This is a genomic window from Halarcobacter ebronensis, from assembly GCF_013201825.1.
In the GTDB taxonomy this organism is placed as follows: domain Bacteria; phylum Campylobacterota; class Campylobacteria; order Campylobacterales; family Arcobacteraceae; genus Halarcobacter; species Halarcobacter ebronensis.
Window position 1 is genome coordinate 1,987,253 of sequence record NZ_CP053836.1, and the last position, 15,189, is coordinate 2,002,441.

General features: G+C 29.9%; 19 protein-coding genes. 9 read left to right on the forward strand and 10 right to left on the reverse strand.

What is annotated here, in order from left to right; translation table 11 throughout:
* Positions 1 to 4: 4 nt before the first annotated feature.
* The 4 genes from rseP (at position 5) to AEBR_RS09915 (ending at position 3,587) form a co-directional block, all read left to right on the forward strand.
* Positions 5 to 1,066, forward strand: coding sequence for an RIP metalloprotease RseP (rseP, locus tag AEBR_RS09900; protein ID WP_129086406.1), 1,062 nt, complete (start codon positions 5 to 7; stop codon positions 1,064 to 1,066).
* Complete coding sequence (locus AEBR_RS09905) at positions 1,066 to 1,743, forward strand: YggS family pyridoxal phosphate-dependent enzyme (RefSeq protein WP_129086405.1); 678 nt, start codon at positions 1,066 to 1,068, stop codon at positions 1,741 to 1,743. The genes rseP and AEBR_RS09905 overlap by 1 nt, the downstream gene beginning before the upstream one ends.
* An 86-nt stretch (positions 1,744 to 1,829) precedes the next feature.
* Positions 1,830 to 3,338 carry a hypothetical protein gene (locus tag AEBR_RS09910; protein ID WP_128979465.1) on the forward strand — a complete coding sequence of 503 codons (1,509 nt, stop codon included), beginning with the start codon at positions 1,830 to 1,832 and terminating at the stop codon, positions 3,336 to 3,338.
* Between the two features lie 9 nt (positions 3,339 to 3,347).
* On the forward strand, positions 3,348 to 3,587 hold the full coding sequence (locus AEBR_RS09915; protein WP_129086404.1) for a hypothetical protein: 240 nt from the start codon (positions 3,348 to 3,350) through the stop codon (positions 3,585 to 3,587).
* Positions 3,588 to 3,653: 66 nt separating this feature from the next.
* Here the strand turns inward: AEBR_RS09915 and trpC are convergent, their stop codons facing one another.
* Genes trpC through AEBR_RS09935 form a run of 4 tightly spaced genes read right to left on the reverse strand, consistent with a single transcriptional unit; the run spans position 3,654 to position 6,806 of the window.
* Entirely contained in the window at positions 3,654 to 4,445 is a 792-nt protein-coding gene (trpC, locus tag AEBR_RS09920) for an indole-3-glycerol phosphate synthase TrpC (protein WP_129086403.1), read from the reverse strand.
* Positions 4,442 to 5,677, reverse strand: coding sequence for a tetratricopeptide repeat protein (locus tag AEBR_RS09925; protein ID WP_129086402.1), 1,236 nt, complete (start codon positions 5,675 to 5,677; stop codon positions 4,442 to 4,444). Before AEBR_RS09925 ends, trpC begins: the two co-directional genes overlap by 4 nt.
* Positions 5,678 to 5,718: 41 nt before the next feature.
* Positions 5,719 to 6,099 carry a YkgJ family cysteine cluster protein gene (locus AEBR_RS09930; protein ID WP_129086401.1) on the reverse strand — a complete coding sequence of 127 codons (381 nt, stop codon included), beginning with the start codon at positions 6,097 to 6,099 and terminating at the stop codon, positions 5,719 to 5,721.
* The gene (locus AEBR_RS09935; protein ID WP_129086400.1) at positions 6,096 to 6,806 is read right to left on the reverse strand and encodes a tRNA1(Val) (adenine(37)-N6)-methyltransferase; all 711 of its coding nucleotides are present in this window, start codon (positions 6,804 to 6,806) and stop codon (positions 6,096 to 6,098) included. Before AEBR_RS09935 ends, AEBR_RS09930 begins: the two co-directional genes overlap by 4 nt.
* Positions 6,807 to 7,091: 285 nt before the next feature.
* Between AEBR_RS09935 and AEBR_RS09940 the strand changes: the two genes are divergently transcribed.
* The 4 genes from AEBR_RS09940 to AEBR_RS09955 are packed head-to-tail and all read left to right on the forward strand — an operon-like array spanning position 7,092 to position 9,953.
* Positions 7,092 to 7,409 carry a 4Fe-4S dicluster domain-containing protein gene (locus tag AEBR_RS09940; RefSeq protein WP_129086399.1) on the forward strand — a complete coding sequence of 106 codons (318 nt, stop codon included), beginning with the start codon at positions 7,092 to 7,094 and terminating at the stop codon, positions 7,407 to 7,409.
* A gap of 9 nt (positions 7,410 to 7,418) precedes the next feature.
* Complete coding sequence (locus AEBR_RS09945) at positions 7,419 to 8,549, forward strand: 2-oxoglutarate synthase subunit alpha (protein WP_129086398.1); 1,131 nt, start codon at positions 7,419 to 7,421, stop codon at positions 8,547 to 8,549.
* Position 8,550: 1 nt separating this feature from the next.
* Positions 8,551 to 9,384: a 2-oxoglutarate ferredoxin oxidoreductase subunit beta gene (locus AEBR_RS09950; RefSeq protein ID WP_129086397.1), complete on the forward strand. Its 834-nt coding sequence runs from the start codon at positions 8,551 to 8,553 to the stop codon at positions 9,382 to 9,384.
* A gap of 11 nt (positions 9,385 to 9,395) precedes the next feature.
* A complete protein-coding gene (locus tag AEBR_RS09955; protein ID WP_129086396.1) occupies positions 9,396 to 9,953 on the forward strand; it encodes a 2-oxoacid:acceptor oxidoreductase family protein in 558 nt (185 codons plus the stop codon).
* Positions 9,954 to 9,987: 34 nt separating this feature from the next.
* On the opposite strand, the gene AEBR_RS09960 is transcribed toward AEBR_RS09955, so the two are convergent.
* From AEBR_RS09960 to rpe, 4 genes are read right to left on the reverse strand one after another with little or no spacing between them, the layout of a single operon-like run.
* Positions 9,988 to 10,530 (reverse strand): HD domain-containing protein, encoded by a 543-nt coding sequence (locus tag AEBR_RS09960; protein WP_129086395.1) that lies wholly within the window; start codon positions 10,528 to 10,530, stop codon positions 9,988 to 9,990.
* Entirely contained in the window at positions 10,530 to 11,369 is an 840-nt protein-coding gene (locus AEBR_RS09965) for a 3'-5' exonuclease (RefSeq protein WP_129086394.1), read from the reverse strand. Before AEBR_RS09965 ends, AEBR_RS09960 begins: the two co-directional genes overlap by 1 nt.
* Positions 11,359 to 11,949, reverse strand: a complete 591-nt coding sequence (locus AEBR_RS09970) for a phosphoribosylanthranilate isomerase (protein WP_129086393.1) — start codon at positions 11,947 to 11,949, stop codon at positions 11,359 to 11,361. Before AEBR_RS09970 ends, AEBR_RS09965 begins: the two co-directional genes overlap by 11 nt.
* A gap of 1 nt (position 11,950) precedes the next feature.
* Complete coding sequence (rpe, locus tag AEBR_RS09975) at positions 11,951 to 12,592, reverse strand: ribulose-phosphate 3-epimerase (RefSeq protein ID WP_128979439.1); 642 nt, start codon at positions 12,590 to 12,592, stop codon at positions 11,951 to 11,953.
* Positions 12,593 to 12,690: 98 nt separating this feature from the next.
* On the opposite strand from rpe, the gene AEBR_RS09980 reads away from it, so the two are divergent.
* Complete coding sequence (locus tag AEBR_RS09980; RefSeq protein ID WP_172658891.1) at positions 12,691 to 13,677, forward strand: phospholipase A; 987 nt, start codon at positions 12,691 to 12,693, stop codon at positions 13,675 to 13,677.
* A 153-nt stretch (positions 13,678 to 13,830) separates the two neighbouring features.
* Here AEBR_RS09980 and AEBR_RS09985 read toward each other — a convergent pair whose 3' ends face one another.
* Together AEBR_RS09985 and AEBR_RS09990 are read right to left on the reverse strand one after the other, a co-directional pair.
* Positions 13,831 to 14,412 carry a nucleotidyltransferase family protein gene (locus tag AEBR_RS09985; protein WP_129086392.1) on the reverse strand — a complete coding sequence of 194 codons (582 nt, stop codon included), beginning with the start codon at positions 14,410 to 14,412 and terminating at the stop codon, positions 13,831 to 13,833.
* Positions 14,399 to 15,187: an XdhC family protein gene (locus AEBR_RS09990; RefSeq protein ID WP_129086391.1), complete on the reverse strand. Its 789-nt coding sequence runs from the start codon at positions 15,185 to 15,187 to the stop codon at positions 14,399 to 14,401. The genes AEBR_RS09985 and AEBR_RS09990 overlap by 14 nt, the downstream gene beginning before the upstream one ends.
* Positions 15,188 to 15,189 lie beyond the last annotated feature (2 nt).

The window sequence follows — 15,189 nt, forward strand, 5'->3', positions numbered from 1 at the left end:
TTTTTTGGGTACAATTACTTTTTTACTAGTACTTTCTTTTTTAGTATTTTTTCATGAACTAGGACACTTTTTAGCTGCACGTTATTTTGGTGTAAAAGTGCATGTATTCTCTATTGGATTTGGTAAAAAACTTTATGCAAAAGAGTATAAAGGAACACTTTGGCAGTTTGCATTGATTCCACTTGGAGGATATGTAAAAATGAAAGGACAAGATGATACAAAACCAGGTCTTGTTGAAGAGGGTAATGACTCATACAATAATAAAACTCCTTTGCAAAGAATAGTAATTTTATTTGCTGGTCCCTTTGCAAACTTCATTTTAGCAGCAATTTTATATTTTGTAATCGCCCTTGCAGGTTCAAATTCATTGAGCCCAACAATTGGCAACGTACAAGAGAACTCTCCTGCACAAAAAGCTGGTTTAGAAGTTGGTGATGTGGTTGTAAAAATCAATGACAAAGAGATTAAAACTTGGGATGAGATTGGAGCGTATATAGTTTCTTCACAAGGTGCTTTAAAGTTCTTTGTTCAAAGGGAGAATAAAGTTCTTGTTAAGATAATTAATCCTCATATCTCTGATGCTCAAAATATCTTTAAAGAGAACATCAAAAAAAGAATGATTGGAATCTCTCCTGCACCAAAAATAGTTACAATATATCATAATCCTCTTTCAGCTTTAACTTATGCTTGGGATAAAACAATTGAATCATCTAAAATGATATTTATGGGTGTTCAAAAACTTATCCAAGGAATTATTCCTAGTTCAGAAGTTGGAGGAGTTATCTCAATTGGAAAAGTTATCTCTGATGCAAGTCAATCATCAATTGTAGCTCTTCTTGCAATTACAGCTTTGATTTCTGTAAATTTAGGAGTTCTTAACTTACTGCCTATTCCGGCTCTTGATGGTGGACATATTATGTTTAATCTTTATGAGATTATAACAAGAAGAAAACCAAGTGATAAAGTATTTATGTATTTAACTCTTGCTGGTTGGATGATTTTAGCTTCACTTATGTTACTTGGTATTTACAACGATATAAATAGAATATTTTTAAAGGGAGAATAATGGAAAAAGAGCTTGCCGTTAAAAATTTAGATAGAGTTATTTCAAAGGTAGAAGCAGCAAGACTTCGTGTCTCTGAACATCATATTGTTAAAATAATTGGTGTATCAAAATATTCAACTTCTAAAGATGTTGCCATGCTTTACAGTGCTGGACAAAGAGCTTTTGGAGAGAATAAAGTACAAGATTTAAAACAAAAATCTCAAGAGTTAGAAGAGTTACCTCTTGAGTGGCATTTTATAGGTAGATTACAAAAAAATAAGATAAACAATCTTATAGATTTAAATCCCACATTAATGCAATCCCTTGATTCATATGAACTTGCACTGGAATTGGATAAAAAACTAGAATTAAAAAAGAAAAAGATGTCATGTCTTCTTCAAATAAACTCAGCTTTTGAAGAGAGTAAAACAGGAGTTGATCCTAAAGAAGCACTTGATATTTATAAAAAGATTTTAGAAAATTGTCCTAATATAAAATTAAAAGGAGTTATGAGTATTGGCGCTCATAGTGATGACAAAGAAGCAATAAAAAACTCTTTTTTAATTACAAAAAAAATTTATGATGAAGTTGTTTCTTTTGGGGCTATTTACTGCTCTATGGGAATGAGTTCTGACTACGAATTAGCAATTACTTGCGGTTCAAATATGATAAGAGTTGGGTCCTCTTTATTCAAATAAGTTTATTCTAAAAATTAATTGTTTTTAGGTATAATACGAATAAATTAATCTAGCAAACATCAGGTAATTTTCCTAAAAGGTATTAAATGAAAAATCTAACAGATTTAGGTGATATTAGAAAATGGTTAGCTTCAAAAGGTGTAGAAAATTACACTATTTCTGAAGATTTGAATATCACTGTTCATGGCAATGTAAGTTTAGAGGGGAAAATAGAGGGTAAAGAACTTCCTGTAAAATTTGATGTTGTTGATGGCTTTTTTAATATCTCAAATAATAGCTTGGAGACACTAGAAGGGTGTCCAAAAAAAGTAGCTAAAGATTTTAACTGTTCTAATAATAAACTTCCAATCCTTTTTGGAGCACCTGCAATTGTTGGAGACTTCGATTGCTCTAATAATGAATTAAAAAACAATCTTTCATATGGTCCAAAAGAGGTTTATGGATACTATAACTGTTCTAATAATAGATTAACATCAATTGATGGAGCACCAAGAAGTATTGTTGAATATTTTAACTGTTCAAACAATCTAATTACAAGTCTAAAAGGTGGACCTAAATATGTAGATGGTTTTTTTGACTGTTCGCAAAATAGACTTGAATCTTTAAAAGGTGGTCCAATTACAGTTGGACAAGATTATATCTGTTTTTGGAACCAGCTAAAAAACCTAAGTGAAATAGCTGATGAGATTGGTTGGAATCTTATTACAGATATCTCTTTAAATCATATTACAAAAAGTTTTGATGAAGAGAAAAAAACTTGGAAATATAGAGGTGAAGAGGTTATTGGTCACATTTTAAAACCTCTTGTTGACTTAACAGATAAAGAAGATATTAAAAAATGGCTTGGGAAACATGGAGTTAAAGATTACCATATTTTAAAAGACAACTCAGTAAAAGTTCAAGGTGATGTAAACCTTTCTAAAAAACTAGAAAACCTTTCAAAACTTCCTCTTAGATTTCATGAAGTTTCAGGTGAATTTGATATAAGTGATAATGTTCTAACAACTTTGGAAGGGTGTCCAAAAAGAGTTGGAGGAAACTTTTTAGCTTATAAAAATGAGCTAACTACTTTAAAAGGTGGACCAATTGAAGTTGGTAAAAACTTTATTGTACTTAAAAACAATATTACCTCTTTGGAGTACTCTCCTCTAAAAGTAAAAGAGGACTACATCTGTTCTCACAACCCCCTTAAAAGTTTAGTTGGAATTGTTGACGTTGGAGGTTTTGTATTTTCAAATCTATTAATAGAAAATTTAAAACATCAAGAATTTACCTATAACTCAGTAAAAACTTACAAATATCAAGGTGATAGTGTTTTAGACTATCTAGAAAGAGAGTGTAAGGTTCTAACTGAAGAGGAACAAGTCTTTGAAATGACAAGAAGAAATATACAAAGTGCTATTAATAAAATGATAAATAATGATACTTTGAAAAAAGAGATGATAAATGATACTCTTTTAAAGAACCTTACAAAATACAATCTTCATGACTTAAAAGAGATGGTACTTATGATTAAGAACCCTCCTAAAGAGAGAGAAAAAAGAGAAATGTCAGAAGAAGAGATACTCCAAAGTGTCTTTGACCAAGAGATATAGGAGAGTATTATGCAAATATCTAGTGATTATAATAGATATGACTCAGCAATACAACCAAGCTCCTCTTCTCTTCAAAGTATTGCAAATAAAAATAGTGGAAACAAACTCTTTCAAGAAGCCTATAAAGTTGAATTTAGTGATAGAGCAAAGGCAAGTGCTGAGTTTAATGATCCAACAATAAGCTTCCCTGTACACGATTCTGAAGTTTTACAATATAGCCAAAGTCTACGACTTACTTATAAACCTTAACATATCAAATTTTAAATCCATAAACTCAATAATAAAATTCACTTGAAAAATATAAAATAAAAGCTGTTATAAAACAGCCTTTTTAAATTTTGTAAGTTCTTCAGCAATAGAAGGCACTCTCATAAAATGCTCCCCTATTAGAAAAGCATCAGCACCAATTGAATTTAATCTTTTAATCGTTTCAATATTTGAAACTCCTGATTCTGCAACTATAATTTTTCCATTGGGTATCATTGGTATTAATTCATCACAAAGATTCATATCCATCTCAAAAGTCTCTAAATTTCTATGATTTATTCCAATTATATTGGCTCCACATTTCATAGCTTTTTTCAAATCCTCTTTATCATGAATTTCAACTAAAACTTCTAATCCTAAATGAAGAGCATACTCATATAACTCTTTTAACTCTTTTGTACTCAAACTCTTTGCTATAAGTAAAATAAAATCTGCACCATAAACAAGTGCTTCAACAATTTGATATTTATCTAAGATAAAATCTTTTCTAAGAAGTGGTGTTGGGACATATCTTCTTATTTGTGTAAGATACTCCAAATTACCTTGAAAATAGTGAGGTTCAGTTAGAACAGAGATAGCATTTGCGCCATTATTTGAATACTCTTGAGCAATTATAAGTGGATCAAAATCCTCTTTTATTACACCTTTACTAGGACTTGCTTTTTTAACCTCAGCAATAATCCTTATTGGTTCTTCTTTTGTTGAAGTTAAATATGGTTTTACATCTCTTGGAGGAAAAGGATTGATACTTAAGCTTCTTCCTAACCAATCAAGTGAGTACTCCTTTTTTCTTCTCTCAACATCTTCTCTTGTTCTTCTATTTATCTCATCTAAAATCACTTACTACACTCCTTGATTTTTTCCCAGTGAATTCTAATCTCTTCCTCTTCTGTTCCAACTGTATCTACAACTTTTTTCATATTTATATATGCATTCTTACAATCTTTTAGTTTATATTGTCCCCAAGCTAAAGAATCAATATATGCAAGGTTGTTTGGAGCTTTCTCTAATGCTTTTTTTACAAACATTATTCCTTTTTTCACATCAATATCAAAATCAATTAAAATATATCCTAAATAGTTTTGATAAACATGATTATCTAATACAGTTAATACATCATTAAATTTTTTTATTACACTATCTAAAACTTTTCTTTTATCTTTTGCCATTTCAAACTCTAAAATTGCAATTTGCGCTAAATAGTCAATATTTAAACTCTTTTCATAGAGTTTATTTGCTAAAAAATAAGCCTTTTCATATTGGTTATTGTCCCTGTATAAAGATAATAGTTTTTTATCATTTGCTTTACTCTCTTCCAAAAAGGCTATCTCTTCGTTAATACCTTTTTTCTCTAAGTAAAACATCAAAAGATTATAGATTTTATTTCTTGTCTCAGTTTCATTGCTCTCTTGAAAATCATAATAGGTTCTTTTTAAAACTAATATAACTCCATCCAAATTATTCTCTTCTTCATAAAATTTTAAAAGTTTTGAACAAACAATATTTTTGCAGCCGTTCATTGTTACATATGTTTGAAGTAGTTTTGTTGCTTTTTGTTTTTCATTTGTATCATAAAACATAATATTTGCCAAACTAATCAGAGCATTAGCTGACTTTTTCTCTTCATATAATCTTTCAAATAGTTCTTTTGCTTTTACAAACTCTGCTCTTTGAATATAGATATTACCAAGTAGTTCAAAGTTTGCTTCACTCTCATCTTTTTCTAAAAGTTTTGAGATCTCTATTTCTGCTTTTTCATACTGATTCATTTGAAGTAAAGACAAAATATATATTTTTAAAATTGAGTCTTCATTTGCTTTAAGATTCTCTTTATTACTCTCTACTAAAGTAACTATGTTCTCATACTCTTTTAATGCAAATTTCAATTTTACAGATTCTAAAAGATATTCATCATTTAAAGTATTTAGGAACAACTCTTCAAAAAGTAAAGCTGAATCTTTTTGATTACCATTTTTTAAATACTCTAATGCAAAAAGAATATCCCTATCCTCTTGGGCATAAACTTTGTATTTAAAATTTGTTTTTATCAAATTATTATCTGGCTGTTGCATTAGGCTACAACCTGTAATTAAGAACAATAAAAAAATTATAATTATATATCTAAAATAGCTGGACACTCTTTTTTAACCTCATCCTCTTTTGTTTTAAAGTAATCCCAAAATGGAAAAGTACGGCACTGAACTGGTCTTACTTCATATATTGAACATGCTCTTCTTTCTAAATCAAAGAATACACATGCATAATTATTTTCAGCCACTTTTGTTTCTTTAATACTATACTTATACCCTCTTTTTTCTAAAAAACTAAACATTACTTCATCTAAAGATATTTTTAAATACTCACTTAAGTTTATCATCTCTTCTTTGTTTATCCATATATTGCCACTTTCACCTATACAGCAATTACCTTGGCAACTTTCACACCCTTTTGGATCAAAGGCAAAATTAAAACCCTCTTTTTTGATAATACTCATATTTCCACTTTTATACTATGTGTTGAACTCTTTTTATAAATCTCTTTAGCTTTTAAAGAGAAATCATCATTTTCAAATACTATTAAAGGTTCTAAAACTTTTAGTAAAGATTTTGACTCTTTTCTAGCATATACTAAAACTAAAGAAGCATCTTTATCCTCTTTTGGATGAACAAATTGTAAAGCCTCTATATTAAGCCTATTATCACTTAAAACTTTAATTATTTCATTTAACTGTTTTACATCATAGCAGAAAAAAAACTTACCACTGTTAGTTAATATATTTGAAACTTTTTTAACAAACTTATCTAAAGGCAAACTATCATTATATCTTGCAATTTTAAGGTTTTCATTTTCACTTTTTATTACATCACAGTGATAAAATGGTGGATTTGAAATACATATATCAAACTTTTTATCAAACTTTATGTCTAATAAAGAGCCTTTGTACATTGTTGTTTCAATACCATTACATTGTGCATTTTTTACTGATAACTCTTGAAATATATTTTGTATTTCACATTGATTTAGCTTAAGTTTTTTATTATCCCTTGAAACTAAAAGTCCCAATATTCCACTGCCACTACCAATGTCTAAAAGTTCCCCTTGAATATTTTTAAATTTCTTCAAATTTTCAAGAATAAAGCTATACAAAAAATGGGTATCACTATTGTAGCAGTAACCATTATTTGGCTGATATAAAACCAAAAAAATACCTTCATATAAATTTTAGTGATTATACCTAATATTTTATTTAAAATAAGTGAGATTAGACTATCATAAGCCAAACAAAAAAATATATTAACTATATTAAATAATTATAGTTTTTTATAACATTTTTTTATATTTTTTATTGTTCCAGATAGTAACAAAAATGAAATTATACACTTATTATTGAAGATTTAAATTAACTTTAATTAGTTAATTAGTTATCATACTTCAAGAATAATTGAGAATTTCTGCTCAACTATCAATATACTTCAAGGGGGAAAAATGGCGATTTTAGAAGCTCCAGAGAATACACCTGTTTGGGTTAATGAAAACAGATGTAAAGCCTGTGATGTTTGTGTATCAGTTTGTCCAGCAGGAGTACTTGCAATGAGACAAGAACCAACTTCGACACTAGGTGCCATGGTAGAGATTGTTAATCCAGAATCATGTATTGGATGTACTGATTGTGAATTATCATGTCCAGATTTTGCAATTTATGTTGCAGATAAAAAAGAGTTTAAATTTGCAAAGCTAACTGATGAATCAAAAAGTAGAGCAGAAGCAATTAAAAACAACAACTACAGAAAACTTAGTGCGTAAGGAGAAGGGATGGCAAGAGAATTAATTTCAACAGGAAATGATTTAGCTGCAATAGCTGCAGTTGATGCTGGATGTGAGTTCTTTGGTGGGTATCCAATCACTCCATCAAGCGAAATAATGCATACTATCTCTGATTTACTGCCTAAAAATGGTGGAGCATCTATTCAAATGGAAGATGAAATAGCAGGTATTTGTGCAGCACTTGGTGCAGCAATGAGTGGGAAAAGATCTCTTACTGCAACCTCAGGACCAGGGATTTCATTAAAATCAGAAAATATTGGTCTTGGATATATTGCAGAAGTACCTTTAGTAATTATAAATGTAATGAGAGGTGGACCATCAACTGGTCTTCCAACTAGGGTACAACAAGGAGATATTAATCAAGCAAAAGCTCCAACACATGGAGATTATAAATCAATTACTGTTTGTGCTTCTAATTTAGAAGAGTGTTATACAGAGACTGTAAGAGCATTTAATCTTGCAGATAGATTTATGCAACCAGTATTTGTACTTTTAGATGAAACAATAGGACATATGTCTGGACGTGCAGTACTTCCAGATTTACAAGATGTAAAAGATAGTATCAAACCAAGAAAAATATTTGAAGGTAATCCAAAAGAGTATGAGCCATATAATGTAGCAAAAGATGAAGCTGCTGTTTTAAACCCAATGTTTAAAGGTTATAGATATCACTATACAGGACTACATCACGATTTTAATGGACATCCAACAGAAGATGCGACTCTGTGTCAAAATCTAATTGAAAGATTATTTAATAAAGTTGAAGCTCATCTTGATGAAATTGAATCATATGAAGAGTATATGTTAGAAGATGCAGAGATTATGATAATTGCATATGGTTCTTTAGCTCTATCTGTTAGAGAAGCTGTAAATAGATTAAGAACTGGGGGGATAAAAGTTGGTATGTTTAGACCAATTACCCTTTGGCCAAGTCCAGAAGCAAAAATCAAAGAGCTTTGCGATAAATTTAAAAAAGTTTTAGTTACTGAACTTAATATGGGGCAATATATCCAAGAGATTGAAAGAGCAAGTGGAAGAAGAGATTTTGAAACTCTATTTAGAGCAAATGGTAGACCAATTGCACCACTTGAAATTATGGAAAAAGTGAAAGGAATGTAAGATGGCTTTTAATTATGATGAATATTTAAGAACAAACAAAATGCCTACACTTTGGTGTTGGGGATGTGGTGACGGAGTTATCTTAAAAGCACTAATTAGAGCTATTGATAAACTTGGTTGGAATATGGATGATGTTTGTGTAGTATCTGGTATTGGATGCTCTGGAAGATTCTCTTCATATATCAATTGTAATACAATCCATACAACTCATGGTAGAGCAATTGCCTATGCAACTGGTGTAAAAATGGCAAATCCAGATAAAAAAGTTATCTGTATTACAGGAGATGGAGATGGCTTGGCAATTGGAGGAAACCATACTATTCATGGATGTAGAAGAAATATTGATATAAATCATATTGTGATTAATAACTTCATTTATGGTCTTACAAACTCTCAAACTTCACCAACAACTCCACAAGGGATGTGGACAGTTACTATGAAAAGAGGAAATATTGATCCTACTTTTAATGCTTGTGAATTAGCAGCTGCTGCTGGAGCTTCTTTTGTAGCAAGAGAGACTATGTTGGATCCAAAAAAATTAGAGAAAGTTTTTGTAAAAGGATTAGAACATAAAGGATACTCATTTTTTGATATTTTCTCAAACTGCCATGTAAATCTTGGTAGAAAAAATAAGATGAATTCAGCTATGGCAAACTTAGAGTGGATTGACTCAATTACAGTACCAAAAACTAAATATGACAAAATGGAAGAGAGTGAGAAAAAAGGACTTTTTCCTACAGGAGTATTAAAAGAAGATACTGAAGCAAGGGAGTATACTGATATGTATGCAAAAGTTAAAGAAGCTCACCAAAATAAAACAATGGTACAATTTTAAGGAGGAACATCATGGCTAGAACATTAATGAGATTTACAGGTGTTGGTGGACAAGGTGTACTTCTTGCAGGCTCTATTTTTGCAGCTGCTAAAATAAAAGCTGGAGGGTATGGACTTAAAACTGCAACTTATACTTCACAAGTAAGAGGTGGAGCAACTGTTGTTGATATTACTTTAGAGGATGATCCAATTTTATATCCATACGCAAATGATGGTGAGATTGATTTTATGCTCTCTGTTGCACAAGTTTCATATGACCAATTTAAAAAAGGGGTTAAACCAGGAGGAACAATTGTTATTGAACCAAATTTAGTAACTCCTACAGATGAAGATAAAAAAACATGGAATATCTATGAGATTCCAATTATTACAATAGCTAAAGAGGAAGTTGGAAATGTTATCACTCAATCTGTACTTGCTCTGTCTATTGCAAACTATATGACAGGACATACTGTTGATGATGAAATTTTAAGAGCTGCAATGCTTTCAAAAGTACCTGAAAAAGTTCATGATATAAACAATAAAGCTTTTGATTTGGGTATAGAGTACGCTAAAAAAGCTGTTGCTTAATTTTTATAACCTCTTCATTTGAAGAGGTTATACTCTATTTTATATAAACTATATAATTACCTATTTTCTCTTCTAATCTTTTTGATAAATACAAATTAGAATTTTTTAGGCATGAATGGATAAACTTTGCCTCTTTGTGATAATTAAGTATTTTTAAACCATCCCAATGTTCAGGTGGCCTTTGTAGGTTTGTAATTCTATCTGCTAGTTTTACCATTTGTATCTCATAGGGTTGCATTAAAAGTCTATTTATACTATCTTGCATCTGCTCTTTTTTACTTGGAAGAGTTTTATCTTTTGTTAAAGCATCAACTCCTTCAGCAATTTCAGCTCCAAACTCACTATAAAGTTCATCGTATGTTGTATTTGTATCTTCGGTAGTATCATGCAAAAGAGCTACTGCTATTGCTATATCACTCTTTTTTTGTTCAAGTTTTGACTCTTCACAAGCGTGTATTATTTCCATGGCAACACAACAAAGGTGAGTAAGATATGGCAAACCATTTGGCGTCTTTTGTTCACCATGAACTTTTGCTGCAAAATTTAGTGCTTTTAGGTATTTTTCTTGGGTAAACATTAGTTTGTCTCCTCCTCTTTACTCTCTTTTTTTGCTCCAGTATTTACCTCTAATTTAGGCATAACAGGTTTTGCATTTTTAGAAAAATCTATCAAATCTTCTACTGTTTTAACACTTTCATCTAAAGATTTAAGAGATTCTTGTAAAATATATGTGGTACTTAAAGCATCACTATAGGCTCTATGATGGTTTTTTATATCTATATTTAAAAGCTCTTTTAAAAAACTTAAACCATACTTTTCTGCTTTTATTGTTCGTCTTGCTAAATCTATTGTACAGAGTTTTCTATTTTCAAGTTTTCCTAAATCATATTTGTTAAAGGAACTTGAGATAAAGTTATAGTCAAATTTTATATCATGGGCAACAAAAACATCATCTTCTAAAAAGAGTTTAAACTCTTTTAAAACTTTCTCAATAACAGGTGCATTTTCCAACATCTTAGGTGTTATATTTGTTATTTCTTGAATATTTTCAGGGATATTTTTTGCATAAACTAGGGATTCAAAACTATCTATAATCTTACCATTTTTATATTTTACAGCCCCAATTTCAATTATTTGATGACCTTTATTAACATTTGAACCATTTGTCTCTATATCAACAATACAAAAAGTCTGTTCATCAATCAGAGTCTTTGAAGTTTTTAAATAGACTCTGTCCTCTTCAATTTCCAAAGGCAATCCATTTGTAATTAGAAGTTCAAACTCTAACTCAGGAGAGTCAAAAAATCTCTCACCATTTTTTGAAATTTCTTCCAAAAAATCATTAAATAGTATTGGCTCTTTTTTTAGTTTAGTTATGAGTTTTGATGAGAAAGAGGGAATTTTCTTAGATTTCATTGGCAGCTTTTACAAAGTTAAACATTTTTTGTTTATCTTTTTTTCCCTTGCTAATTTCAACCGCTGAACTTACATCCACCCCATAAAAATTAAAACCTTTTAGTTCTAAAAGATTATCTTCACTTAATCCTCCTGCAAGGATAAATTTTGAACAATCTAAATCTTTAAACCACTCCAATGCAACTCTTTTTCCTGCACCACCAAAACTTTCTACAAAAGCATCAACTAAATAATAATTATCTAAAGAGTTCAAAATATCCTCTTTTGTTTCTGCACGAATAACTTTTAAGGCTTTTATTTCAAGCAGGGTAAAATCAGTATAACTGTTATCATCAATAATTTGTGCAAGTTGCATTAAAGCTTTTTTACAAATATAATTTATTGTAGATGAGTTTTCATTTACAAAAAGTCCAACTGTTTGTATAAAAGGGGGAAGAGTCTCTACAATTTTTCTAGCTTCATTGGGAGTTATATATCTTGGGCTTTTTTCATAGAATACAAAACCTAAAGCATCTGCACCAGCTTCTATTGCATTTAGTGCATCTTCAAGATTTGTAATTCCACAAATTTTAACTCTCATCTTAAACCTGTAGCGATTTTATAGCTTTAGAGTAATCTTCATTTCCAAAAACATAAGAACCAGCCACAACAACATCAACACCTGCTTGTTTTAGTTCAAGAATGTTTTTATCATTTACTCCTCCGTCTACTTGGATTAGACATGAAGGGTTTCTTTTCTCTATTAGCTCTTTTAATTTACTAGCTTTTTCAATAACATTTGTAATAAATTTTTGTCCACCAAAACCTGGATTTACTGACATTAAAAGAACCATATCCAAATCTTCTAAAAGATACTCAATAGCCTCTGGAGCTGTATGTGGATTTAAAACAATAGCTGGTCTAATTCCATAATCTCTTATTTTTTGAATAAGTCTGTGGGGATGTTTCTCACTCTCTATATGAAAAGAGATATACATTGGTTTCAAAGGGGCAAAAAGCTCCACAAAAAAAGTATTGTTTTCAACCATTAAGTGTACATCCAATGGTTTTGTTGCAGCCTTTGCAACTGGAGCTACTACTACTGGACCTAATGTCATATTTGGAACAAAATGTCCATCCATAACATCTACGTGGATTAAATCACATCCACCATCGCAAATAGCTTTTATCTCCTCATTTAACTTTCCAAAATCTGCTGATAATATCGAAGGCGCTACTAACATCTAAAACCTTTTTATTTAAAAATTATCGCGATTATACTATTTTATAGTTTTATTTTCCTTTTTATGATACCATTTGACAAAATTTATTAGGAAAAGTTATGAAATTTATTAAAAAACTAATAATATTATCTATATTTTCATCACTTTTATCTGCTCAAACTTTAGATGAATTGTATGAAAAAGCCTCAAAACTTGAATCCCAAAACAGATATAAAGAGGCAATGGAAATCTACAAAGAGATTGCTCTAAAACAGAAAGAGAACAGTAGAATATATTATGATGAGAACAAAGAAATTGCACAAGAAGTTGCAAACAATACCTTAGATAAAATAGAGGATAAAGAGACAAGATCAACAATTGAACAAATCCTTGCTAGCTCTTTTGATTTATACCCTTATGAAGAGAACTATCTTCTTCCTTTCTCTTATGACAATAAAAAGAAAAGTGATAGAAAAAGTACAGAAGTTAAATTTCAAATCAGTGTAAAAAAACCTATATTAACAAACTTCTTTAAAATGAATGAGACAATCAACTTTGGATATACACAAACTTCTTGGTGGCAACTATATGATGATTCTTCTCCATTTAGGGAGACAAATTATAGACCTGAAATCTTTGTTGAAGTTCCTTATGGGAAAAGAGATGAAACCTCTTTAAAAGGTTTTAAATTTGGTCTTTTACATGAATCAAATGGTTTAGCAGGTGCTGATTCTAGATCTTGGAATAGAATATATCTAACAAGTTATTTTCAAATGGGTAACTTATTCTTAGCTCCTAGAGTTTGGTATAAACTTCCAGAGAGTGAAGCAGAAGATGATAATCCAGATATTCAAAAATATTTAGGGTATGGGGATATTACTCTTCTTTTCCCATATAAAGACCAAACTTTCAAACTTCTTCTTAGAAATAATCTTAGAACAAATGGAGACAATAAAGGTTTTACTCAATTTGATTGGACTTTTCCATTTTTTGGTTCTAAAACAACTTTTGGATATGTTCAGCTCTCAAATGGATATGGAGATAGTTTGATTGATTATAATAAAGAGATAAATAGATTTAGTTTTGGGATATCTCTATCTAGATAACTAAATCTATTTTTCAATTAACCTTTTTTTCTTTAGGGTAAGTAGATATATTACAAGGGCAATTAGAGTTGAAACAACTGCTAAATTTAAAATAAACTGTATAGAAAAAATATTAATACAAACTACGCCAAGGATTATAAATATCGTAGATATCTAAAGATTTAAAAACTTATTTACATCCTCTTTAGTATCAATATCTACAGTAAAGCTCTCTTTTAGTAGAACATCTATTGTTTTATTATCTTTTAATAGGAATTTCGCACCAAAATCTTTGTCTAATTTTTCTAACTTTTCATAATACTCTTTTGGGAAAAGAGCAGGAACTGATTTTTTTGAATTGTGTTCGTATAAAGAACAGATTATATTCTTACTATCTGCTTTCTCTATTAATGCCTTAAAATGTTCAAGGGGAATAAAAGGTTGATCACACAACATAATCAAAGTATTATCAAAATCTTTTGTATGTTTAATACCAAAAGAGATTGATGTTCCCATTCCAAACTCATAATCTCTGTTAAAAACAGTATTTACACTATATTTTTTTATCTCTTCCTTACACTCTTTCTTTTTGTGTCCTAATACAACAAAAACATTTTTAGTTAGATTTAGAGCATTTTTTACAGATAATTCTAATAGAGATGAGCCTTCATGTTTTAGTAACTGTTTAGGTTCACCTAATCTATTAGAACTTCCTGCAGCTAAGATTAAAACTGCTAGAGATTTATATTTTTCCATTCTTTTTTGCCTCAATTTGAGCACAAATAGACAATGCAATGGATTGAGCAGTATTCCCACCTATTTTAAGTCCAACAGGAGCAAAAAATCTATCATCATCTATTAAGTTAAATATCTCTGCTTTTTTTTGCATATTTTTTCTATTTCCCATCATTCCTATATAATTCATATTAGTATTAAGCAAAGCTTGCAAATATTTATCATCTGTTTTTGGGCTATGACTTAATATTACACTGCCATTATATGAGCTTAAATCCATTGTAAAAACATCTTCTAATTTTTCTAACTCAATTAAAACATCAGCTTGCCCTACAAACTCTTTTTTTATCTCTACATCAATAACTGTTGTTCTCCATCCCATTAGATTTGCCATTAAAACAAGTGGTGTAACATGAGAATCTGAACCAAAAATCAAAAGAGAATATACTAAATCAATATTTAACAACTCTTCCAAGTTTGAATAGTTTTTATCAAAAAAATATGGTTTAATCTCATACTTACTTGTACCATGCCCAGAAGATTCATCTTTTGGTATTGATTCAAAAGTATAACTTTCCCCATCAATCAAAGCTTTTTTAGCCTCTTGAAAAACTTTTTCATGAAGATATTTACTACCTAAAACGCCTATAGACTCCCCATTGGAATCAATAAGCATCATATTGCCTACTTTTGAAAAAGTTGAGCCTTTAGTTTCAATAACAGTTGCAACTGCAATATCCAACTTTTTCTCTTTTTTGTTTTCAAAAAACTCAATAAAATGTTTATCCAAAAACATTT